Annotated in this window: 19 protein-coding genes; 10 read left to right on the top strand and 9 right to left on the bottom strand. The window is 69.7% G+C overall.

Annotation, left to right across the window (positions count from 1 at the left end):
• The first annotated feature begins 69 nt into the window (after nucleotides 1-69).
• Nucleotides 70-1,932 carry an AMP-binding protein gene (locus tag ASC95_RS09720; RefSeq protein WP_057297538.1) on the top strand — a complete coding sequence of 621 codons (1,863 nt, stop codon included), beginning with the start codon at nucleotides 70-72 and terminating at the stop codon, nucleotides 1,930-1,932.
• Between the two features lie 18 nt (nucleotides 1,933-1,950).
• Here the strand turns inward: ASC95_RS09720 and ASC95_RS09715 are convergent, their stop codons facing one another.
• Nucleotides 1,951-2,274 (bottom strand): hypothetical protein, encoded by a 324-nt coding sequence (locus ASC95_RS09715; protein WP_057297537.1) that lies wholly within the window; start codon nucleotides 2,272-2,274, stop codon nucleotides 1,951-1,953.
• A 96-nt stretch (nucleotides 2,275-2,370) separates the two neighbouring features.
• Between ASC95_RS09715 and ASC95_RS09710 the strand changes: the two genes are divergently transcribed.
• Genes ASC95_RS09710 through ASC95_RS09695 form a run of 4 tightly spaced genes read left to right on the top strand, consistent with a single transcriptional unit; the run spans nucleotide 2,371 to nucleotide 4,654 of the window.
• On the top strand, nucleotides 2,371-2,754 hold the full coding sequence (locus tag ASC95_RS09710; protein ID WP_057297536.1) for a cupin: 384 nt from the start codon (nucleotides 2,371-2,373) through the stop codon (nucleotides 2,752-2,754).
• Nucleotides 2,755-2,768: 14 nt separating this feature from the next.
• On the top strand, nucleotides 2,769-3,149 hold the full coding sequence (locus tag ASC95_RS09705; RefSeq protein ID WP_057297535.1) for a RidA family protein: 381 nt from the start codon (nucleotides 2,769-2,771) through the stop codon (nucleotides 3,147-3,149).
• Between the two features lie 9 nt (nucleotides 3,150-3,158).
• A complete protein-coding gene (locus ASC95_RS09700) occupies nucleotides 3,159-3,518 on the top strand; it encodes a YkgJ family cysteine cluster protein (RefSeq protein WP_057297534.1) in 360 nt (119 codons plus the stop codon).
• Nucleotides 3,515-4,654 carry an MBL fold metallo-hydrolase gene (locus tag ASC95_RS09695; protein ID WP_057297533.1) on the top strand — a complete coding sequence of 380 codons (1,140 nt, stop codon included), beginning with the start codon at nucleotides 3,515-3,517 and terminating at the stop codon, nucleotides 4,652-4,654. Before ASC95_RS09700 ends, ASC95_RS09695 begins: the two co-directional genes overlap by 4 nt.
• Before the next feature lie 6 nt (nucleotides 4,655-4,660).
• Here the strand turns inward: ASC95_RS09695 and ASC95_RS09690 are convergent, their stop codons facing one another.
• The gene (locus ASC95_RS09690) at nucleotides 4,661-6,610 is read right to left on the bottom strand and encodes an alkyl/aryl-sulfatase (RefSeq protein WP_057297532.1); all 1,950 of its coding nucleotides are present in this window, start codon (nucleotides 6,608-6,610) and stop codon (nucleotides 4,661-4,663) included.
• Between the two features lie 24 nt (nucleotides 6,611-6,634).
• Nucleotides 6,635-8,242: a GMC family oxidoreductase gene (locus tag ASC95_RS09685; RefSeq protein WP_057297531.1), complete on the bottom strand. Its 1,608-nt coding sequence runs from the start codon at nucleotides 8,240-8,242 to the stop codon at nucleotides 6,635-6,637.
• A gap of 92 nt (nucleotides 8,243-8,334) precedes the next feature.
• Here ASC95_RS09685 and ASC95_RS09680 point away from each other — a divergent pair, with 92 nt between their 5' ends.
• Nucleotides 8,335-9,252 (top strand): LysR family transcriptional regulator, encoded by a 918-nt coding sequence (locus ASC95_RS09680; RefSeq protein WP_162250749.1) that lies wholly within the window; start codon nucleotides 8,335-8,337, stop codon nucleotides 9,250-9,252.
• Between the two features lie 3 nt (nucleotides 9,253-9,255).
• Here ASC95_RS09680 and ASC95_RS09675 read toward each other — a convergent pair whose 3' ends face one another.
• Entirely contained in the window at nucleotides 9,256-10,044 is a 789-nt protein-coding gene (locus tag ASC95_RS09675; protein WP_057297530.1) for a DUF4440 domain-containing protein, read from the bottom strand.
• Between the two features lie 60 nt (nucleotides 10,045-10,104).
• Complete coding sequence (locus ASC95_RS09670) at nucleotides 10,105-10,998, bottom strand: LysR family transcriptional regulator (RefSeq protein WP_057297529.1); 894 nt, start codon at nucleotides 10,996-10,998, stop codon at nucleotides 10,105-10,107.
• A gap of 142 nt (nucleotides 10,999-11,140) precedes the next feature.
• On the opposite strand from ASC95_RS09670, the gene ASC95_RS09665 reads away from it, so the two are divergent.
• Together ASC95_RS09665 and ASC95_RS09660 are read left to right on the top strand one after the other, a co-directional pair.
• Complete coding sequence (locus ASC95_RS09665; RefSeq protein ID WP_235537858.1) at nucleotides 11,141-11,899, top strand: SDR family oxidoreductase; 759 nt, start codon at nucleotides 11,141-11,143, stop codon at nucleotides 11,897-11,899.
• 14 nt (nucleotides 11,900-11,913) lie between these two features.
• Nucleotides 11,914-12,813, top strand: coding sequence for an SDR family oxidoreductase (locus ASC95_RS09660; protein WP_057297527.1), 900 nt, complete (start codon nucleotides 11,914-11,916; stop codon nucleotides 12,811-12,813).
• On the opposite strand, the gene ASC95_RS09655 is transcribed toward ASC95_RS09660, so the two are convergent.
• Both ASC95_RS09655 and ASC95_RS09650 read right to left on the bottom strand, forming a co-directional pair.
• A complete protein-coding gene (locus ASC95_RS09655; protein WP_057297526.1) occupies nucleotides 12,810-13,997 on the bottom strand; it encodes a DUF4382 domain-containing protein in 1,188 nt (395 codons plus the stop codon). The genes ASC95_RS09660 and ASC95_RS09655 overlap by 4 nt on opposite strands.
• 91 nt (nucleotides 13,998-14,088) lie before the next feature.
• The gene (locus ASC95_RS09650) at nucleotides 14,089-15,042 is read right to left on the bottom strand and encodes a LysR family transcriptional regulator (RefSeq protein WP_057297525.1); all 954 of its coding nucleotides are present in this window, start codon (nucleotides 15,040-15,042) and stop codon (nucleotides 14,089-14,091) included.
• Between the two features lie 117 nt (nucleotides 15,043-15,159).
• Here ASC95_RS09650 and ASC95_RS09645 point away from each other — a divergent pair, with 117 nt between their 5' ends.
• The gene (locus ASC95_RS09645) at nucleotides 15,160-16,011 is read left to right on the top strand and encodes an oxidoreductase (RefSeq protein WP_057297524.1); all 852 of its coding nucleotides are present in this window, start codon (nucleotides 15,160-15,162) and stop codon (nucleotides 16,009-16,011) included.
• Nucleotides 16,012-16,014: 3 nt separating this feature from the next.
• Here the strand turns inward: ASC95_RS09645 and arsC are convergent, their stop codons facing one another.
• Together arsC and ASC95_RS09635 are read right to left on the bottom strand one after the other, a co-directional pair.
• A complete protein-coding gene (gene arsC, locus ASC95_RS09640; protein ID WP_057297523.1) occupies nucleotides 16,015-16,437 on the bottom strand; it encodes an arsenate reductase (glutaredoxin) in 423 nt (140 codons plus the stop codon).
• A gap of 134 nt (nucleotides 16,438-16,571) precedes the next feature.
• Nucleotides 16,572-18,335 (bottom strand): DUF885 family protein, encoded by a 1,764-nt coding sequence (locus tag ASC95_RS09635; RefSeq protein WP_057297522.1) that lies wholly within the window; start codon nucleotides 18,333-18,335, stop codon nucleotides 16,572-16,574.
• A gap of 107 nt (nucleotides 18,336-18,442) precedes the next feature.
• On the opposite strand from ASC95_RS09635, the gene ASC95_RS09630 reads away from it, so the two are divergent.
• The gene (locus ASC95_RS09630; RefSeq protein WP_057297521.1) at nucleotides 18,443-21,178 is read left to right on the top strand and encodes a polysaccharide deacetylase family protein; all 2,736 of its coding nucleotides are present in this window, start codon (nucleotides 18,443-18,445) and stop codon (nucleotides 21,176-21,178) included.
• Nucleotides 21,179-21,202: the final 24 nt, after the last annotated feature.

Raw genomic sequence — 21,202 nt, 5'->3', positions numbered from 1 at the left:
GTGTTTGCCGTTCCCCGCCGCAGGCCGATCCGGTAGCGTCGGCCAGTCTCATTGCCTGGAGCAGCGCGCATGGCCCAACTGCCGGTGACCCCGATCCGCACCCTCGACGACCTGCGCCGTTTCGAGGCCGAGATGCCGCTGGACGCGCGCCTGCCCGAGCGCAGCGTGCTGGACGTGCTCGCCAACGCCGCCGAATGCTGGCCCGAGCGCACCGCGCTGACCCAGCTGATGACCGGCGCGCCCGACGAGGTGCCGCGGCGCGTCAACTACCGCGAGCTGCTGGGCCTGGTGCGGCGCGCCGCCAATCTCTTCCACACGCTGGCCGGCCCGCGGCCCGGCGTGGCCTACATGCTGCCCAGCCTGATCGAGACCCACGCCACACTGTGGGGCGCCGAGACGGCCGGCTATGCGGTGCCGATCAACTTCCTGCTGCAGCCCGGGCACATCGCCGCACTGCTCAAGGCCTCGGGCGCGCGGGTGCTGGTGGCGCTAGGGCCGCATCCGGTGCTGGACATCTGGCAGAAGGCGCTGGCCCTGCGCGAGCAGCTGCCCGGGCTGATCCTGGTGCGCGTGGCGCCACCCGGCACGCCGGCCGAGGATGGCGTCATCGACCTGCCCGCGGCGCTGGCGGCGCAGCCGGCCGACCGCCTCGTCTTCGACAACCCGGGCCGCGATGCCGACGTGGCGGCCTATTTCCACACCGGCGGCACCACCGGCACACCGCGCCTCGTGGCCCACACCCACCGCAGCCAGCTGGTAGCGGCGCTGGGCGGCGCGGTGCTGGCCGACCTGCGGCCCACCGACATCCTCACGGCCACGCTGCCGCTCTTTCACGTCGGCGGCACCATCTTCTGTGCGCTCAGCGCCTTCATGGCCGGCGTCAGCCTGCTCATCATGTCGCCCTCGGGCCTGCGCAACCCGGCCATGGTGCAGGGCTTCTGGCGGCTGGTGGCGCAGCACGGCGTGACGCTGGCGGGCGCCGTGCCGTCCTCGGTGGGCGCGGTGCTCGAGTCGCCACTGGCCGGGGCCGACATCAGCGCCGTGCGCGCGGGCTTCTGCGGCGCGGCCTCGCTGCCGCTGGCGGTGGGCGAGCGCTTCCGCCAGGTCACGGGCCGCGGCCTGTACGAGGTCTACGGCATGACGGAGGCCTCGGGCCTGATCGCCATCGACGCGGTGGGCGGCCCGGGCGGCGTCGGCTCGGTGGGCTGGCCCCTGCCCTACACACGCGTGGTGGTGCGCCGGCTGCAGGCCGACGGGCGGCTGGGCGAGGCCTGCGACGGCGGCGAGATCGGCGTCATCACCGTCGAAGGGCCGCACGTCTCACCGGGCTACCGCAACCCCGAGCACAACGTCGGCATCTTCGAGGACGGCCTGCTCAACAGCGGCGACCTCGGCTGTGTAGACGACACCGGCCGCCTGCACATTGCCGGCCGTGCCAAGGACCTCATCATCCGCAGCGGCCACAACATCGACCCCTTGATGATTGAGAACGCGCTGGCCGAGCATCCCGCCGTTGCGCTGGCCGCAGCGGTGGGCATGCCCGACGGCTATGCCGGCGAGCTGCCGGTCTGCTATGTGGCGCTGCGCCCCGGTGCCCAGGTGAGCGAGGACGAACTCCAGGCCCATGCCCAGGCGCTGATCGGCGAGCGGCCGGCCTGGCCCAAGCGCATCCACGTCATCGACGCGATCCCGCTGACCTCGGTGGGCAAGATCTACAAGCCGCAGCTGCGCTGCGACGCCGCGTCCCGGCTGGTGACGCAGCTCGTGCACGAGCAGCTCGGCCATGCCGACGCGCAGGTGCAGGTGCGCGAGGGCGGGCGGCGCGGCATGCGGGTCGCGGTGACGCTGCCGGCCGCCAGCGCGGACGCCGTCGCGGCCGTGGAGCGCGCGCTGGCCGGCTATCTGTTCGAGGCCGAGGTCAGCAGCAGCTGATCACAGCCCGGTTGGCCGTCAGCCGCCGCGGATGCGGTCCAGCAGGCTGCGCGTCGCCAGCTCCGAGCTGAGCGACATCTCCAGCGGCGCCCGCACCAGGCCGGCATGGCCGTATTGCAGGTTCTCGTAGACCTCAGCCGCCGCAGGGAAGTGGTCGAGCAGGCTGGCGAGCACCGGGTGGCCCTGGTGCTCGCGCAACTCGACGCCTAGCTTCTGCACGAGGAGCTGGTATTGGTGGGGGTCCGCCGCATGGTCCTGGCCTTCAAGCGCCTGCAGCAACTGGGCCAGGCGCACGAGGGACAGCAGTTCGGCGGGGACAGCGAGCTTGATGACGGAAGGCATGCGTCCCACATGCCGCCACCCCCACACTTTTCAAGCCACCCGGTTGCGGCATGTTGCACACCGGCCCCGCACAATCGACGCCAGGAGGTCGCCCTGATGAAGTTCTTGCCCGACGAAACCTACGCCCTGCTCGACGCTGCCGGCGGCATCCGCCAGGAAACCGGCGGCCGCGCGTTCTGGGCCCAGCCGCAGGAAGCCCTGGACGCGCTGGGCAAGGACTGGCTGGTGTCCGAATTCCTCTGCGACGCCGACTGGGGCAGCTGGGAGATGCACCCCCATGGCGAGGAATTCGTCTATCTGCTGGACGGCGACATCGAATTCCAGATGGAGACGGCTGAGGGGGTGATGACTTCGCAACGCATCACCGACCGCGGCGCCGTCGTCGTGCCGCGCGGCGTGTGGCACACGGCCAAGGTGTTCCGGCCCAGCCGCATGTTTTTCGTCACGATGGGTGCCGGCACCAAGCATCAGCCGGTCTGACACAAGGAGACTCCGTGCCTCGCAACATCGTCTACACGCCCAAGGCCGCCAAGCCGCCGCCCGTCTACAGCCAGGCCGTCAAGGCGGCAGGGCTGGTCTTTGTGTCCGGCACGGCCCCGACCGACCCCGAGACCGGCCAGTTCGTCGGCACCACGGTGCAGGAACAGACCCGCCAGTGCCTGACCAACATAGCCGCCATCCTCGACGCCGCGGGCAGCTCGATGGACAGGATCGTCAGCGTCACCATCGTGTTGGCCGACGAGGACGACTTCGCGGGCATGAACGAGGAATACCTGCGCTGGTTCCCGGTCGACCCGCCGGCCCGCCAGGGCGCCAAGCTGCCGGCTCGCGTGCCGGGGTTGAAGGTTTCCATCGCGGCGATCGCCGAGGCCTGACCCCAAGCGATGGACGAGGACTTCGACTGCCAGCGCTGCGGCGCCTGCTGTGCCGTCTTCCGCGTGTCTTTCTACTGGGCCGAAGCCGATGACGCGCCCGGCGGCACGGTGCCGGTGGCGCTGACGCGGCCGGTCGGCTCGCTGCACCGTTGCATGGCCGGCACCGAGGCGCGGCCGGTGCGCTGCATCGCGCTGCGCGGCGAGGTGGGTGGCGATGTGGCCTGCGCCATCTACGCCCAGCGCTCCAGCACCTGCCGCAGCGTGCAGCCCGGCGACAGCCAGTGCCTGAAGGCCCGCGCCGCCCACGGCCTTGAAAGCCGGCGCCACGGCGCCATCTCGGCAGGTCTGCCCCAACACCTGCAGCCATGAAATCCCTCGGCAAACGCGCCACCGGCCCCCGTCTCGAACGCATGCGGGCCTCGCCGCGCTACCTGGCCACGGAGGCGGGCGAGGGCTTTCGCAACGTCCACCCCATCCAGCTGGGTTTGCGTGACCGGACCGAGCGGCCATCGCTGGGTGACTTCATCTGCGCCGACGGCCGCCGCACACCCGCTGGCACCCTGCCTTCGGTCAACCCGCTGGAGGCCTGGCTGCAGCCCAGCGACACCGGCCTGCGCGCCACCTGGCTGGGCCACTCCACGGTGATGATCGAGATCGACGGGCTGCGCGTGCTGACCGACCCCGTCTGGGGCAAGCGCGCCTCGCCGACACAGCTGGCGGGCCCCAAGCGCTTCCAGCCGGTGCCGCTGGCGTTGAAGGCCCTGCCCCGGCTGGACGCCGTCGTCATTTCCCATGACCACTACGACCACCTGGACATGGGCACCATCAAGGAGCTGGTGAAGCTGCAGCAGGTGCCCTTCATCACGTCACTGGGTGTTGGCGCCCACCTGGAGGCCTGGGGCGTGCCGCCCGAGCGCATCGTCGAGCTGGACTGGTGGGAGCACTGGCAGGCGCCGGGCGCCGAGTTGCGCATCCACGCGGCGCCGTCGCAGCACTTCTCGGGCCGGTCGCTGACCGACCGCAACGCGACGCTGTGGTCGTCCATCGTCATCGAGACGCCGAAGCACCGCGTGTTCTTCAGCGGCGACACGGGGCTGACGACCGAGTACGCGGCCATCCGCGAGCGCTTCGGTCCTTTTGACCTCGTCATGCTGGAAGTCGGCGCCTTCCATCCCTCCTGGGGCGACATCCACCTCGGGCCGGAGAACGCGCTGAAGGCCTACCAGCTGCTCGGCGGCGGTGCCTTCCTGCCGGTGCACTGGGGCACCTTCTCGCTGGCCTTGCACGACTGGGATGCACCGGCCGAGACGCTGCTGGAACTGGGGCCCAGGCAGGGCGCCCAGCTGCTGATGCCGCGCCTGGGCGAAGCGGTGGAGCCGGCCAGGGGCGAGCCCGCGACGCCGTGGTGGCGCGAGGCCGACGCGCCGGCGCGCAGGAGCGCTAAGGCGGTGGAGCCCGAAGACCCCACCAAGATGCCCAAGGCCATGCCCTGGCCCCTGGACTAGGACGCGTCAGCGCGACACGATGGGGAAGGTGCCCGTCGCCTTGTCCATCAGGCTCAGGAAGCGGCCGAGATCGATCTTGCTGCCGGTCACCTTGACGTCATCGGACATCAGCAGATCCTTGGCGCCGGCCGTGCCGGCCATCATCCTGACGAAGAAGCCCTGGGTCAGCGCCAGCGTCGCGTTGGCATCCGCCGCCGGCTCGGCGCGCCGGTGGTGCAGCACGGCGTTCTCAATCCACAGCACATAGCTTTCCTTGGTGTCGGTCAGCACGAGGTTGATCTTGAAGTCCTTGCCTTCAGCAGCGGGACCGTTGAGGCCGGCGGCCATCGCTTCGAGGAAGCGCTCGATGGGCGTCTGGGCCAGCATGTCGACAAAGGCCGCACGGTTGACGCCTTGCTTGGGCGCACCGCCGCGCAGCTCGGCGGCCGCCGTCAGGTAGCTGTTGCGCCAGGTGGAGGCCTCGGCCACGTAGCCGAGCTGGTCGTAGGCGCGTGCCAGCAGCCCGCGCGCGGCCTTGTTGCCGGCGTCGGCGAAGACGACATGGTTCAGCAGCTCGGCGGCCCAGCGGTAGTCGCCCTGGTCGAAGGCGGTCTGCGCGGCGGCCACGGCCTTGTCGGCGCCGCCGGCCAGGGCCACATAGCGCCTGGCCACATCCACCGGTGGCAGCGGGTCGAGGTGGGCAGGGTTGCCGTCGTAGGCGCCCAGGTAGAACTGGTAGACGGCCTTGACGTTGTGGCGCAGGTCGCCGTAGTAGCCGCGGGCGCCGAAGTGGTTCTGCAGTGACTTGGGCAGGCGGATCTGGTCGGCGATCTCCGCCGGCGTCAGGCCGGCGTTGATGAGGCGCACGGTCTGGTCGTGGGTGTATTTGTAGACGTCGCGGTGCTTGGTGATGAAGTCGGCGATGCGGTCGTGCCCCCAGACCGGCCAGTTGTGCTGGCCGACGTAAACCTCGGCGTCGCCGAGCTGGTCCAGCGCGCCCTGCATGTAGCCGGCCCAGCGCAGCGCGTCGCGCACCTTGGCGCCACGCACGGGCAGCAGGTTGTGCATGGTCTGCGCGAGGTTCTCGGCGCCGCCATAGAGCTTGAGCGACGGCACCGAGAAGGTCATCTCGGCCGGCGCCTCGGCGCCGGGCACGTTGTGGAAGACGAAGCGCACGCCGTCCAGCACGCGCTCTTCGGTGGGCTGGGTGATGAGATCGGTGGGCGCCAGCACGCCGAAAGTGCCGTAGCCCACGGCCTTGCCCAGGCCGGTGTCGACCAGGCCCTTGGCCGAGCGCTCCAGGTTCTTGCCGAACTGGTAGGCCGAGCGGCGGCCCATCGCGGCGCCGACGAGGACGTTCTCGCTGGTGGCTTCTTCCATGAAGCCGGCGGAAGCGATGACGGGCACGCCGGCCTTCACCTGCTCGGGCGTCAGCACGCCAAGGGCGCCGCCGAAATGGTCGATGTGGCTGTGCGAGAACAGCAGCGCCGTGACGGGTTTGTTGCCGAGATGCTGGCGCGCGAAAGCCAGCGCCGCTGTGGCGGTCTCGCGGCAGGTCAGCACGTCGATGACGATCCAGCCGGTCTTGCCCTCGATCAGCGTCATGTTGCCGATGTCGAAGCCGCGCAGCTGGTAGACGCCGTCCACGACCTTGAAGAGCCCCGCCTGGGCATTGAGCTTGGCGTGGCGCCACAGGCTGGGGTTGACGGTCGGGGGCGCCGCACCGTCGACGAACTTGAAGGCGTCGAAGTCGATCAACACGCTGCCGTCGGCCGCGAGGATCTTGCCCTCTGGGCGGGCGATGAGGCCGCGCTTGGCGTCCTCGAAGCCCTGGGCCTCGTCCAGCGGCAGGGTCTGCGTGAACTGCGCGTTCGCCTGCACGGTTGTGGAGCTCGCATCGCCTGAGGGGGCCGCCGTCTCGCGGCTGCAGGCGGCCAGGGCCAGGGCGGCCATCAGCGCCGTCGTCATCGTCTTCATCGTCGTCTCCTCTCGTTGTTGTTGTCAGATCCGCGCGTCGGCGCGGATCATGTCGGCGGCCTTCTCGGCCACCATGATCGTCGGGGCGTTGGTGTTGCCGCCGACGATGGTGGGCATGACGGACGCATCGACGACGCGCAGGCCGCTGATGCCGTGCACGCGCAGCCTGTCGTCGACCACGGCCAACGGGTCGCGGCCCAATGGGCCCATCTTGCAGGTGCCCACCGGGTGGTATTGCGTGTCGGCACGGGCACGGATGTCGGTGGCCAGTGCCTCGGTGTCGTCGGCGCGCACTGGGTAGAGCATGTCGCCGCGCAAGCCATCGAAAGGTGAGGACTCGATGAGGCGTTGCTGGATCTGGGCACCCTTGAGCAGCAGCCGCATGTCACGCTCGTCGCTGAGGAAGCGTGGGTCAATGCGCGGTGCCCGCTGCGGGTCGGGCCCGGCCAGCTCGACCGTGCCGCGGCTGTGCGGGCGCAGCACGTCGACATGGCAGGAGATGCCATGGCCCCAATGCAGCTTGCGGGCGTGGTCGTCGACGATGCCGAGCACGAAGACCAGCTGCAGGTCGGGCACGCTGACCTCGGGCGAAGAGCGCAGGAAGGCGCCGGACTCGGCAATGCTGCTGGTCAGCAGGCCGGTGCGATGGCACCGCCATTCGCCCACCGCCCGCGCCAGCCGCGCGCCGCCGCGCAGCGAGACGCCGAAGGTGGGCGTGTCCGAGCTGCAACGCCAGGTCTGCACATAGTCGATGTGGTCCTGCAGGTTCTGGCCGACGCCCGGCAGGTCGTGCTGCACGTCGATGCCGGTCTGCTGCAGATGGGCGCCGGGACCGATGCCGGACAGCATCAGCAGCTGCGGCGAGCCGAAGGCGCCGGCGCTGACGATGACCTCGCGGCGCGCGCGCAGCAGGCGGGTCTCGTTGCCGACCCGGTAGTCCACGCCCACCGCGCGGCCGTTGGCCAGGCGCAGCTTGGTCGCCTGTGCGTGGGTGATGACCTGGAGGTTGGGCCGGCCGAGGTTGGGGGTCAGGTAGGCCTTGGCGGCGCTGCAGCGCTCGCCGTTGCGCTGCGTGACTTGGTAGATGAAGGAGCCGAACTGCTCGGCGCCGTTGTAATCGCCAATCTGGGGCACGCCCTGCAGGGCCGCGGCGGCGAGGAAGGCCTGGTTGATGGGGCTCGCGCTGCGCGGCAGCGTCACGTTCAACGGGCCGCCGCGGCCGTGCATGGGATCGTCACCGAACTGCTCGTTGTGCTCGGCGCGGCGGAAATAGGGCAGCACCTCGTCGTAGCTCCAGCCGGCGTTGCCGAAGCCGGCCCACTGGTCGTAGTCGTAGCGGTGGCCGCGCACATAGAGCATGGCGTTGATGGAGCTGCTGCCACCCAGCGTCCTGCCGCGCGGCTGGTAGCCGCGGCGGCCCATCAAGGCCGGCTGCGGCAAGGTCTGGTAGGCGTAGTTGTTGATGCGCGTGGGCACCATGGCGACGACGCCGGCCGGCGCGTGGATGAGCACGCTGCTGTCCGGCCCGCCGGTTTCCAGCAGGGCCACCGTCACGCCGGGGCCTTCGCTCAGGCGCGCGGCGAGCACGCAGCCGGCCGAACCGGCGCCCACGATCACGTAATCGAACTCCACGGCGCTTGTCTCCTCCAGCCTCTGAGCGGGCCGGGGAGCGAAGGATGGAAGCCGCCGCGCGTTTCGTCCAACGCATAATTGGCCGGCATTCATTGCGTTTTCTGCATATGAACCTGCGCCAGCTCAGCCACTTGATCGCCCTCGCCGACGAAGGCCGCTTCGTCGCCGCAGCGGAGCGCGTGCACCTGAGCCAGGCCGCCTTCAGCCGCAGCATCCAGGCCCTCGAGGCCCATTGGGGGCTGCGCCTGTTCGAGCGCGGGCCGCTGGGCGCGGTGCTGACGCCGGCCGGCCGCACGCTGGTGGAGCGCGCCCGCCGCCTTGTATTCGACGCCGACTGCCTGGAGCGCGACGCCGAGCTGTTGCGCGGCGGCCTGCTGGGCGAACTGGCCTTTGGCGCCGGGCCGGTGCCGGCCGCCGTGCTGGTGCCGCCGCTGCTGGCCGAGCTGCGCCGCCAGGCGCCGCAAGTCGTGGCGCGCGTTCGCTACGGCAATGTGCCGAGCCTGCTGACGCTGTTGGCCGACGAAGCCATCGAGTTCTTCGTCGCCGACCGCCGCATGTTGACCGACGCCAGCCGCCTGGACATGACGCCCGTGGCGCAGATCCGCGGCGGCGTCTACGTCCGCGATGGCCACCCGCTGCTGGACTCGACTCACGCGACGACGGCCGACCTGACGCGCTTCGGGCTGGGCGTCGTGTCCACATCGCCGCAGCTCTTCGTCTACATCGCACAGGGCCTGGGCTTTGCCAGCCCGGGCGAGCTGCCCGTCGTCGTCGAATGCGACGACGTGACCACGCTGGCGCGGCTGGCGGCCGACGGCGACATGCTGGCCCTGCTGCCTCGCGCGCTGCCCACCGCCATCGAACTGGGCCTGCAGCCGCTGCGCGGCGTGAAGACCTTCGGCGACCTCTACGTGGACGCCCACGCCGTCTGGCTGCGCGGCCGCACGCTGGCGCCGGCCGCGGAGACGGCGATCCGGCTTTTCAGGGCGGTCGCGGGTTCGGGCAGCTGACGATCAGCGCGCGGGTGCCACGCGCCGGGCGGCCGTCTCGATGCCCCAGGTGACGAGGGTGAGCTTCTGCCGATCGCTACTGAAGCGCAGTTCGAACGGACGCTCCAGGGCGTAGTAATGCGTGGGCGAGGCCGGCACGAAGGTCAGCTTGATCGACTGGCCCGGCAGCGTGCCGATCAGCCTTCCACGTTCGGCGTTCAACTCGAGCCGCATGGGTTGAGGCAGGTCCAGCAGCCATGCGCCCTGGCGGGAGCGCACGGCCGACTCGGGCTGCCTGGCGGCGGTGAAGGGCAGGCCACCATCACCCGTCACCGGCGTCGCGGTCTCGGCGACAAGCCGCCACTGGCCATCGTCTTCACGCGCCCACAGCGCCGTCCAGCGGGTGCTGCCCTGCCGGGGCAGCCCGCCGAAATAGGTGAAGCTGGCGCGCTCGAGGCCGCTGAGCAGCACCACGCTTTCGGAGACGCGCAGGCTTTCTTCTTCCAGCGTCTCGGAGGCGACCTGACGAAGCTGGTCATTGCTGCGCCGCGTCGACAGCTTCTCGGCCGTGACACGACGGCCGCCGACGTCGATGTAGACATAGTGCTTGGACAGGCCTTGCAGATAGGTGGCCATATCGCCGCGTCCATGCGCCGCGGACAGTTCAGCGTCACGGGCTTTCACCTCGGCGATCACTTGGTCCACCGTCTCGGCGGCCAAGCTGATCGCATGGCCCAGCAGACCGGCTGCGATCAGCGCGGCGGCGCGAACGCAGCGGCGCCATTTACCAGAGCGAGTGCAAGAGATCGGCATGGGATGCTCTCCTCGCCAGGATCGGCCCGGCAAGACGCATCCTAGTAGTTCGCCCGCCGCTCAACTCGCGCTCGCCATCCTCTCCGCCAGCCAATCCACAAACACCCGCACCCGCGACGACAGCTGGCGGGCGTGGGGATAGAGCACATACACCGGCAGCGGCGCCGGCTGCCAGTCGGCAAACACCTCGACCAGCTCGCCGCTCGCCAGTTCCGCCTCGAAGTTGTAGCGCGGCGCTTGCATGAAGCCCAGGCCGGCCAGGCAGCAGGCGCCATAGGCCGTTGCGCTGCTGACGGTGACCGGGCCGGGCAGCGCCAGGCTGATCGGTTCGCCATCGACGATGAAGTCGAAGGGCAAAACGCGGCCACTGCTGCCGATGTAGTTGACGGCCTGGTGGGTGGCGAACTCCTCCAGCGTGCGCGGCAGGCCGCGGCGGGCGATGTAGTCGCGGCTCGCACACGTCACCTGGCGCAGTTGGGCGACGCGCCGGCCCACCATCGACGAGTCTTTGGGCTCGCCTGAGCGCAGCACGCAGTCCACGCCCTCGCGCACCAAGTCGACAAAGCGGTCGCCCAGGCCGATCTCCAGCTCGACGTCGGGGTAGCGGGCATGGAAGTCGCCGAGGAAGGGCAGCACGAAGCGCTGGGCCTGGTTGCCCTGCATGTCCACGCGCAGCCTGCCGCGCGGCTTCAACTGGCTGCTGCGGAACAAGTCCTCGGCCTCGCCGACGTCCTGCAGGATCTGCTGGCAACGCAGGTAATAGGCCTGGCCATCCAGCGTCGGGCTGACATGCCGCGTCGTGCGGTTCAGCAGGCGCACGCCCAGGCGGGCCTCCAGCTGCTGCAGGGCCAGGCTGACGGACGCGCGCGGCAGCTGCAGTTCGTCGGCGGCCTTGGTGAAGCTGGCCAGGTCGACGATGCGCACGAACAGGCGCATCGCATCGAGTCGGTCCATGGCCGTTTGGCTCCAATTGTTTAGTTGAATTGGATTGTGATGTCTTGTTCGTCTGATTTATCCGAAAGCGATCGAACAATACATTGAACTCACAGGGCCGCTCCTCGGTCCTGCCTTCCAACCCAACGACCTGGAGCACCCCGTGAGCAACACCACTTCTTCTTCCTCTTCCCCCGTCGCCATCGTCACCGGCGCCTCGCGGGGCATCGGCGCGGCGATCGCCCGGCAGCTGGCGGCCGATGGCCACGCCGTCGTCGTCAACTACGCCGGCAATGCTGTTGAAGCGCAAAAGGTCGTCGATGCGATCGTGGAGCGTGGCGGCCGCGCCATCGCCGTGCAGGCAGACGTGGCCGCTGCCGGCGCCGCCAGGCTGCTGTTCGACGCCGCCACCGAGGCCTTCGGCGGCGTGGACGTGCTCGTCAACAACGCCGGCGCCATGGCCAACGAGCTGCCCCACCTGGCCGACACCGATGACGCGACCTTTGACCGCCTCTTCGACATCAACGTGAAGGGCAGCTTTCTCGCCATGCGCGAAGCCGCGAAGCGCCTGCGCCACGGCGGCCGCATCATCAATTTCTCGACGAGCGTCATCGGTCTGGCCCTGCCGGGCTATGCCGTCTACGCCGCCACCAAGAGCGCCATCGAGACCATGACCAACATCCTCGCCAAGGAGCTGCGCGGCAAGGCCATCACCGTCAATGCGGTGGCACCCGGCCCGACGGCGACGAACCTGTTCCTGAACGGCAAGACGCCCGAGCAGGTCGAGCGCCTGGCCAGGATGGCGCCGCTGGAGCGCCTGGGCCAGCCCGAGGACATCGCGGCGATGGTCGGCGTGCTGGCCGGGCCGCAAGGCGCCTGGGTGAACGGCCAGACGGTGCGCGTCAACGGCGGCATCGTCTGAAGGAGGACAGCATCATGAACAACCAACAACAAGTCATCCTCGTCACCGGTGCTTCCAGCGGCATCGGCAAGCTGAGCGCCCTTGCCCTGGCCACCGCCGGCCACACCGTCTACGCCAGCATGCGCGGCGTCGCGGCCAAGAACTCGGCCAGGGCCCGCGAGCTGCGTGACTGGAGCTTTGCCCGCGGCCTGGACCTGCGCGTCGTGGAGCTGGACGTGCTGTCGCAGCACAGTGCCGACGCGGCCGTCGCCACCATCGTGGCCGAGCAGGGGCGCCTGGACGTCGTCATGCACAACGCCGGCCACCTCGTCGTCGGGCCGGCCGAGGCCTACACGCCGGAAGAGATCAGCGCCGTCCTCGACACCAATGTGCTCGGCGCCCAACGCGTCAACCGCGCGGCCCTGCCGGTGCTGCGTGAACAGCAGCGCGGCCTGCTACTGTGGATTGGCAGCACGACGACGCGCGGCGGCTTCCCGCCCTTCCTCGGCCCCTACGCCGCGGCCAAGGCGGCCATGGACTCGCTGGCCGTGACCATGAGCTTCGAGCTGGCTCGCTTCGGCATCGAGACCAGCATCGTCGTGCCCGGCGCCTTCACCAGCGGCACCGACCACTTCGCCAACGCCGGCAAGCCAGCCGACGAAGCCAAGGCCGCGGCCTACGCCCGTTACGCCGGCCTGATGGACCAGATCGGCGCCCGCCTGACCGCGCTGATGCCGCCCGAAGCCGACCCGCAGGCCGTCGCCGACGAGGTCGTGCGCGTCGTGGGCCTGGCGCATGGCGAGCGGCCCTTCCGCTCGGTCGTCGACTTCATGGACGACGGCGCGGCGGCGGTGACCGAGGTGGCCGAGCGGGTGCGCGATGACTTTGCCGCGCGCATCGGCATCGCGGACCTGCTCAAGCCCACTCCCGTTTAGAAGCCGAAGTTGACCGTCAGCGTGCCACCCGCCGTGACGGCCAAGGGGCCGACGACCTTGACCGTGCCGTTGAGGCTGGCGTTGAAGGAGTAGGACAGGCCGGCCGTCGCGTCCGCGGCAAATACCAGGCTGGCCGGCGCCGCAGCATAGGGCGCCACCCAGGGCGGCGCGGCGGGCAAGGTCAGCTTGAAGGCGCCGGTCGTCGAGTCCGACATCGTCTCGGCGACGGTCACGATGCTGCCGCCGGCCAGCTTCTGCGTCGCCGCGACAGCCGCCGTGTTGGGAACGCCATCCACCATCACCGTGCCCATGGTCTGGCCATCGATGGCCGGGGCGGGCGACAGCGGCGCGACGCTGGTGCTGACGGCCGTCACGGTATTGGCCGTCACCGGCACGCCGGTCACGACCATGGTGGCTCGGGCCGCGGACTTGATGACGAGGTCGTAGCTGCCCGGTGCCACCGGCGTGAGCATGAACTTGCCGCTGCTGTCCGGCGCGGTGGCCTTGAGCACGACGCCGCCCTGTTGCAGGCTGACCTGGGTGCCGCCATAGGCGACGCTCGCATCCACATAGCCGCTGACGCCCGACAGCAAGTTGGGCACGACGGCGACGACGGGCTTGAGCAGGTATTGGCCCGAGTTGCCGGCCGTGACGACGGACTTGCAGGCGTCGAAATCCAGCACGAAGTCGGCCATCTGGTTGGCCGCGATGTCGATGCTGGCATTGAGCTTGAGGCCGCTCTGCTGGCCGCTGGGCGTCTTCAGCGCGACCTCGCTGCCGCCCGTGGGAACGACCGAGTTGGCCAGCGGTGTGGCGCCGCCGTTCTCGGCCAGCACTAGGCGCAGCTGCGCGTAATGGCCCACGGCGAGCGGCACCTGGCCCAGGCTGGCGAGCACGCCGTTCTGCAGCGCCAGCAGGTCAAAGCGCTGTGTCGGGCCCACCACCAGGTCCGTCCAGCCGGCGCCATCTTCGGCGGCGTCGGCGCTGGCGTTGACGCGGACCTTCTGCACCGTCACATAGACATGGTCGAAGCCGCAGGCCGGCGCATCGGTCAGGCTCAGAGCCAGCGTGCCCGAGGTGCTGTTCGAGGGCGTCGTGACAGGAGTGCCAGCATCGCCGCCACCACCGCCGCAAGCCGCCAGGGCCACGGCCGCCGCGCATACGCTCCGGGTTCTGTAGTTCATGAGAGCCTCCAATTCAGATGCCCTCCCCTTCTGCAGTGTTTGCTTTCGCGATGTGCCCAGGCTTTACGAATCGCGTCGGGTTGTTATCCGCTCAGCGGCGCCCGCCAGCGGCCGCAGCCAGCTCCTGAGCGCTGACCACCCAGGCCGAGTTGCCCACCACGCGCTCAACGACGAGGTCGATGAAGGCCCGCACCCGCGCCGGCTGGGCCACGCGGCTGCCGTAGTACAGGTACAGGCCAAGATGGGCGCAGACATGCTGGGTCAGCAGCGGCACGAGCTGGCCGCTGCGGATCAGCGGGGCGGCGGTGGCGCCGACGAGCTGGCCGATGCACTGGCCGGCCACGACGACATTGGCCTCCAGTTCGACATCGTTGGTCATGAAGACCGAAGCGACGTCGTGCCCGACGATCTCGTCGCCAACCAGGAACTCCCAGGGCATGGGCTTGCCCGTGCTCGGGTGCCGAAAGCCGCTGCAGCGGTGCTGGGCCAGCTCGTCGATGCTCTGCGGCGCGCCATGCCGGGCGATATAGGCGGGTGCGGCGCAGACGATCAGCTGCAGCGGCAGCAGATGGCGGGCGATCAGGCCTTCGCCCGGCGGCGTGCCGGCCCTAAAGCCCACGTCGACGCGGTCTGCCACCCAGTCGCCGATGCGGTCGTCCAACTGCACATCGGGCTCGACGTCGGGGTGGCGGGCGCAGAACTCCTCCAGCACCGGCCACAGCACCGGCAGCATCAGCGAGCGCGAGGCCGTGATACGCAGCGGCCCGGCGATGACGTCTCGGCCCTGGCGCGCGCCGTGCAATGCGCGCTGCAAGGCCTGCAGGCCGGGTGCGGCGGCGCCGAGGAAACGCTCGCCCTCCTCGGTCAGGCTGAGCCGTCGCGTCGTGCGGTGGAAGAGGCGTACGCCGAGGTAGCTCTCCAGCTGCGTCAACGCCTGGCTGGCCGCCTGCGGCGTGATGCCCTGGGCCACGGCAGCCTGGCGCAGGCTGCCCAGCTCGGCGGCCTTGGTGAAGGTGGTGATGGCGCGCAGTTCGTTGAAGGCCACTGTCACGAATTGCTTGTTAATGAATGCATTAATTCTGGGCTAGTTGAGCAGCAATCGAATGCCTAAATTTCGCTCCATCGGCCGACACCTCAATCACCCCAAGCCCTGGAGCCCAACATGACCACCATCCCCACCTTCAAGCGCGTCTGGTTGATCACCGGCGCCTCGCGCGGCATCGGCGCACGCATTACCGAAGCCGCCCTGGCCCATGGCGACGCCGTCGTCGCTACGGCCCGTGACGCCGCCAGCATCGAGAGGCGCTTGGGCACCCAGTCCGGCCTGTTGGCCGTGGCCCTGGACGTCACCGACGAAGCCCAGGCCGCTCGGGCCACGGCCGCCGCGCTGGCCCGCTTCGGTCGCATCGACATCCTTGTCAACAACGCTGGCTACGGCCTGCTCGGTGCCGTCGAGGAAGCCAGCGTCGACGAAGTGCGGCGGCTCTACGAGACCAATGTCTTCGGCCTGCTCAACGTGACCCGTGCCGTGCTGCCGCAGATGCGCGAGCGCCGCAGCGGCCATGTCATCAACATCTCGTCGCTCGGCGGGGTGCGCTCGGCCGCGGGCTTCGGCGTCTACTGCTCGACCAAGTTCGCCGTCGAGGGCATCACCGAGGCCCTGCATGCCGAGCTCGCGCCGCTGGGCATCCATGCCACCGTCGTCGAGCCCGGTTATTTCCGCACTGAGTTCCTCGAAGGCCAGTCCCTGGTCACGTCGCCGCGCGAGCTGGGCGACTACGCCGCCAGCGCCGGCCAGGTGCGCGAGGCCGCCAAGCGCATCAGCCTCAACCAGCCCGGTGACCCCGAGCGCCTGGCGCAAGCCATGCTGACCCTGGTCGATGCCAAGACCCCGCCGCTGCGCCTGCCGCTGGGCACGGACACGCTGCAGGCCATTGCCGACAAGCATGCCTTTGTCGAGCGCGAGACGGCCGAGTGGCGCGAGGTGGCCGCGTCGACGGACTTTCCGGCCTGAACCTCAGCCGAGCCGACGGCCGTGGTCGTGCACGACTTCGCCGTCAGACTTGGTGAAGGGCGGCAACGGCCCGACGGGCAGCAGCTCCAGCACCGCCTCCGACGGACGGCACAGCGCCGTGCCCAGGGACGTCACGACGATGGGGCGGTTCAGCAGCACCGGATGCTGCTGGATCGCGTCCAGCAGGGCGTCATCGCTCAGAGCCGGATCGGCGAGGCCCAGCTCGGTGAAGACGGCCTCCTTCTTGCGCAGCAACGCGCGCAAGGGCTGGCCGGTAGCCGCCGCCAGTGCGCGGATCTCGTCGCGGCTCGGCGGCGTTTGCATGTACTCGACGATGCGCGGCTCCAAGCCTGCATGGCGGATCAGCGCCAGCACATTGCGCGAAGTGCCGCACTTGGGGTTGTGGAAGATGGTGATGTCAGTCATGCAGCTTTCTCCATTGCGGGCCGAGCGCCGGGCCGCTCCCTAGCCGGCCCGCGCTGGCGATGTGCTTGCGGCTCGATGCCGCAAGCATCGCCGTCCCCTCGGGGGACCGGCCAAGGTACTCCTTGGCCGAGGGGTCAACGTCCCGCAATCCACGCATCGATGCGCTTCTCCAGCACCGACAGCGGCAGCGAGCCCTCGCCCAGCACCTGGTCGTGGAAGGCGGCGAGGCTGAACTTCGCGCCCAGTTTCTGCTCGGCGCGGCGGCGCAGCTCCTGGATCTTCAGCGCCCCGATCTTGTAGCCCAGGGCCTGGCCGGGCCAGGCGAGGTAGCGGTCGATCTGGGCGACGGCCTGCTGCTCGCCGGCGCCCGTCACGTCCATCCAGTACTTCAGCGCGTGCTCGCGGCTCCAGCCCTTGGCGTGCAGGCCGGTGTCGACCACCAGGCGGGCCGCGCGGCTGATCTCCAGGCGCAGCTCGCCGGCATAGGCCACCGGGTCTGAGTACAGGCCCAGCTCGTGGCCCAGGGTCTCGGCATACAGCGCCCAGCCCTCGCCATAGGCATTGATCCACATGCGGCGGCGGAACTCGGGCATGGGCATCACCACCTGCTGGCCGAAGTGGAAGTGGTGCCCGGGCTGGCCCTCATGCAGGAAGAGGGCCGTCATCGTCGACACGGAGTAGTCCTTGGGGTCGTTGATGACGGCCCAGAACACGCCGGGCGCGCTGCCGTCGGGCTGGCCGGGGGTGTAGTGATCGGAAGCCGTATCTCGCGTCAGCTCCGGCTCGGCGCGGATGTCCAGCGCCATGCGCGGCTGATTGCCAAAAAGCCTGGGCAGTTGCGGCACGACGCGGACGTTGATGGCGCGGTAGGCGTCCAGGATCTCGGCCTCGGTCTTGAAGGGCCGGAAGCGCGCATCGGTGCGCGCCCAGGCCAGCAGGCCGCCGTTCTTCAGCGGGTCGCCCGTGAAGCCGAGCTGCGGCGCGATGCGCGTAATCTCGCCTTGGATACGCGCGACCTCCCTCAAGCCCAGCTCGTGGATCTGCTCGGGCGTCAGGTCGGTCGTCGTCTGTTCGCGCACCCATTGGCGGTACCAGGCCTGGCCGTTGGGCAGTGACGCCCAGCCGATGCTGCCGCGGCGCTTCGCGGCGGGCAGGTAGTCGGTCTCGACAAAGGCGAGCAGCCGGCGCAGCGCGGGCTGCGTGCGCTCGGTCAGCTCGCGGTGGTAGGCCTCGGTGAGGCGGGTGCGGTCAGCGGCAGCGAGATCAGCGGGCAGGGCGCGGACCGGCGCGGTGTATGCGCTGCGCTCGGCGTCGGCCTCGGCCAGGTTCCGCAGCAGTGGCAGCGCCGCCTGGACGACGGGCAGGGACTGGACAACGCCGCGCTTGATGCCTTCGCGCATATTGGTGATGGCCTGGTCGCACCAGGACGGCAGGCCGGCGACGCGCTTCAGATAGGCGTCGAGCTGGGCCGCGGTCTTCAGCGGCTGGCCGGCCTGGCCACTGGAGAAGAAGGCCAGCTGGAAGGGCGTGGCGCCCATCTGGTGCAAAGGCAGCAGGTGATCCGGATAGCGCTCAAAGGCGAGCTGGGCGCGCAGTTGCTGCTCCAGCAGCTCGCGGTTCAGGCGCTCGTTGGGCGGCAGGCTGGCGGCGGGCAGGGCGGCCAGTTCCTTCAGGAAGCCGCGCCAAGCGGCGAAACGCTTGGCCCGCTCGGCCGGCGCAAGTCCCAAGCCGAGTTGGTCGTCGAAGCGGTTGTCGCCGGCCTCGGTGGCGTTGAGCGGGTCGAAGCGGGCGCGGGCGTCGTAGTAGCGCGTCGCCACGTCGGCCAGGCGCTCTGTGGGAGTAGCGGCCTGGCTGGGGATCATGAACGCAAGAGCCAGGGTCAAGGCGAGCAGTCTCATCGTTATCGTCCTTGTTGGGAGGACGGCATTCTGTCGGCGCTCGCGGCCTGGCGCTGTCAGCAGCGCGGGCAGCCCCACAATCCCGCGGCTGACTTTTCTCACCCGCAATGCGCCTCATCTCACTCGCCCTGCTGCTGACCACCGCCTTGGCCCTGACCGGCTGCAACAAGCGTCTCAACGAGGTACCCGCCGCGCTGCCTGCCGCCTCGGCAGCCCAGGACACCAGCGCGACAACCAAGCTTCGTGACGAGGGCGACGGGCTGCTGGCCCTGCATCGCCAGATCGTCGTGCTGATGGACGGCGAGGCGGCGCTGCCAGCCGCGCAACGGCGCGAGGTGCAGGCGCTGGGCCAACAGCTCTTCCACGAACTGCTGCAGCGCCAGCAGGGTCTGGCCGACCTCGCGCTGAAACCCGAATCGCTGGAAGCCACGGGGGCGCTGTTGACGCGCATCGAAAGCGAGCCCGGCTGGTACGACGCCGACCGCCTGGCCTTCAAGGAGGTGCTGGGCCAGCTCGCCACCGGGCTGAAGAGTGCCCAGACGCTGGACGGCATCAAGCTCGCGCGCCGTGCCCAGGAGGACCTGGACACGCTGGCCGAGGTCGAGAAGGCCTATGAGCAGGAGCTGAAGGAAGTGTTCGGCGGCTTTGCCAAGCGCGGCATCGAGTTGAAGCGCGAGCGCTGGAGCGATTACGTCGCCAAGCTGAAGGCCCTGCACACGCGCGAGTCCGTCATGAAGCAGCACGGCGCCCAGCTGCCGGCCGCAGTCGACCTGGCACCCGAGCCCGCCGCGTCAGGCGCCATGCGCGGCGTGGCCGCCAAGGAGCGCGAGGTCTTCGGCGACAAGCTGCCGCCCAAGACCGTGCTGCTGACCTTCGACGACGGCCCGCATGCGCGCTACACGGACGAGATCCTGGAGATCCTGAAGCGCTACCAGGCGCCGGCCGTGTTCTTCCAGCTTGGCCAGAACCTGGGCAAGGTAGACGCCACCGGCAAGGTGCAGCCGGGCAATGGCAGTGCCGTCGCCAAACGGGTGCTCGCCGCCGGCCACCAACTCGCCAACCACAGCTTCACGCATGGGCTGATGAGCAAGTTCGAGCTGGTCAAGGTCAAGGAAGAAGCCGCCAACACGGAGGCGCTGCTCGATGCGGCGGGTCGCAACGGCGACGCGTTGTTTCGCTTCCCCTATGGCGCTCGCAACGACGGCGCGCTGACCACCATCGAGGCGCTGAAGCTGCGCTCGATGATGTGGAACGTCGACTCGCTGGACTGGAGCGACCCCATTCCCAAGAGCATCGCTGCGCGGGTGATGGCCGAGTTGGACAAGCAGCAGCGCGGCATCGTGCTTTTCCATGACATCCACGCCCGCACCGTGCAGGCCCTGCCGCTGGTGCTGGACCAGCTCGCTGCCGAGGGTTGGCGCTTTGCGAGCTTCAAGGATGGGCAGTTCGTCGTCTCCTCGGAGCGCGCCGCGGCGCCGCCTCCCACGGCGGGCGAGCTGTACCGCGACAGCCATGCGCTGGTCATTGGCATCAACCAATACACCGCCTGGCCCAAGCTGTCGCATGCGGTGCGCGACGCCCAGGCGGTGCGCGAGTCCTTGGTCACGCGCTTCGGCTTTCGCGCCGACAACGTGACGCTGCTGAGCGACGCCGAGGCCACGCGCGCCAACATCCTGAAGGCGCTCAACGAGCGCTTCGGCGACGCCAAGCGCGTCAAGCGCGATGACCGCGTCTTTGTCTTCTTCGCCGGCCATGGCAGCACGCGCAAGCTGCCCAGCGGTCGCGAGGTCGGCTACATCGTGCCGGTGGATGCGGGCCTGAACGACCTGCAAGCCGACGCCATCGCCATGCCGCAACTGCAGGAGGTGGCCGAGGCCATCACCGCCAAGCACGCCCTCTTCGTCATCGACGCCTGCTACTCGGGCCTGGGTCTGACCCGTGGCGGATCAAGCGCCATGGATAGCAACTTCGCCCGCACCAATGCCCGCCGCGTCGGCCGTCAGATGATGACGGCCGGTGGCGCTGACCAGCAGGTCGCCGACGACGGCCCCGGTGGCCATTCGGTGTTCACCTGGACGCTGCTGCAGGCGCTCAACGGCAAAGCCGATCTGAACGGCGACGGCCTCATCACGGCGACCGAACTCGCTGCGTATGTGGCGCCCGCCGTGTCGGCCATCGCCCACCAGACGCCGGCCTTCGGCAGCCTGCCGGGCTCGGAAGGTGGTGAGTTCATCTTCGAAATGCCGACGGCGCAGGAGCCAGCGCTGAGCGGCGCCGTGGCCCAGCTCGACGACAAGGCCAGCCAGTTCGCCGCCAAGCTCGACGAGGCCAGCAGTGCCGGCCGGCAGGTCTCAGCTGCTGCAAGTGGCGCGGCCAGCGGCGTGCAGGTGACCATCAAGGGCCTGGACGGCAGGGACCAGGCCCTGGCCGCCACGACCGCCCGCGTCGACCCCGGCGCCCGCGTGGCCGCCCAACGCGCCAACGACCGCGGCCTGCAGCTGTATCGCGAACGGCGCTACGACGAAGCCGAGGCCGCTTTCAAGGAGGCACTGCAACTGCAGCCGAAGTTCGCGCTGGCCGCCAACAACCTGGGCTTCGTGCTCTACCGGCGCGGCAAGCCGGCCGATGCGGCCGTCTGGTTCGAGAAGGCCGTCGAGATGGACGGCAGCCGTTCCCTGGCCTGGCTCAATCTCGGCGACGCGCGGCTGCTGGCGGGCGACGAAGGCAAGGCCATGGCCGCGTACAAGACCTTCCTGGAGCTGGCGCCCAGGCATGCGCGGGCGGCGGAGCTGCAGGCGTGGATTGCGAATCCGTCGGAAGGGACGCGGCCGAAGCCGGTGTGAGCCTTATTGACTGAAGGGCCTCTC

The sequence above is a fragment of the Pelomonas sp. Root1217 genome (assembly GCF_001425705.1).
Lineage (GTDB): Bacteria > Pseudomonadota > Gammaproteobacteria > Burkholderiales > Burkholderiaceae_C > Pelomonas.
This window is presented reverse-complemented; position numbering and strand designations above follow the sequence as displayed.

Excerpts from the sequence above, each read along its gene's own strand:
- ASC95_RS09635 (WP_057297522.1), bottom strand. The coding sequence starts at position 18,335 with ATGAGACTGCTCGCCTTGACCCTGGCTCTTGCGTTCATGATCCCCAGC.
- ASC95_RS09700 (WP_057297534.1), top strand. The coding sequence starts at position 3,159 with ATGGACGAGGACTTCGACTGCCAGCGCTGCGGCGCCTGCTGTGCCGTC.
- ASC95_RS09720 (WP_057297538.1), top strand. The coding sequence starts at position 70 with ATGGCCCAACTGCCGGTGACCCCGATCCGCACCCTCGACGACCTGCGC.
- ASC95_RS09695 (WP_057297533.1), top strand. The coding sequence starts at position 3,515 with ATGAAATCCCTCGGCAAACGCGCCACCGGCCCCCGTCTCGAACGCATG.
- ASC95_RS09710 (WP_057297536.1), top strand. The coding sequence starts at position 2,371 with ATGAAGTTCTTGCCCGACGAAACCTACGCCCTGCTCGACGCTGCCGGC.
- ASC95_RS09690 (WP_057297532.1), bottom strand. The coding sequence starts at position 6,610 with ATGAAGACGATGACGACGGCGCTGATGGCCGCCCTGGCCCTGGCCGCC.
- arsC (WP_057297523.1), bottom strand. The coding sequence starts at position 16,437 with ATGACTGACATCACCATCTTCCACAACCCCAAGTGCGGCACTTCGCGC.
- ASC95_RS09630 (WP_057297521.1), top strand. The coding sequence starts at position 18,443 with ATGCGCCTCATCTCACTCGCCCTGCTGCTGACCACCGCCTTGGCCCTG.
- ASC95_RS09655 (WP_057297526.1), bottom strand. The coding sequence starts at position 13,997 with ATGAACTACAGAACCCGGAGCGTATGCGCGGCGGCCGTGGCCCTGGCG.
- ASC95_RS09660 (WP_057297527.1), top strand. The coding sequence starts at position 11,914 with ATGAACAACCAACAACAAGTCATCCTCGTCACCGGTGCTTCCAGCGGC.
- ASC95_RS09670 (WP_057297529.1), bottom strand. The coding sequence starts at position 10,998 with ATGGACCGACTCGATGCGATGCGCCTGTTCGTGCGCATCGTCGACCTG.
- ASC95_RS09715 (WP_057297537.1), bottom strand. The coding sequence starts at position 2,274 with ATGCCTTCCGTCATCAAGCTCGCTGTCCCCGCCGAACTGCTGTCCCTC.
- ASC95_RS09645 (WP_057297524.1), top strand. The coding sequence starts at position 15,160 with ATGACCACCATCCCCACCTTCAAGCGCGTCTGGTTGATCACCGGCGCC.
- ASC95_RS09675 (WP_057297530.1), bottom strand. The coding sequence starts at position 10,044 with ATGCCGATCTCTTGCACTCGCTCTGGTAAATGGCGCCGCTGCGTTCGC.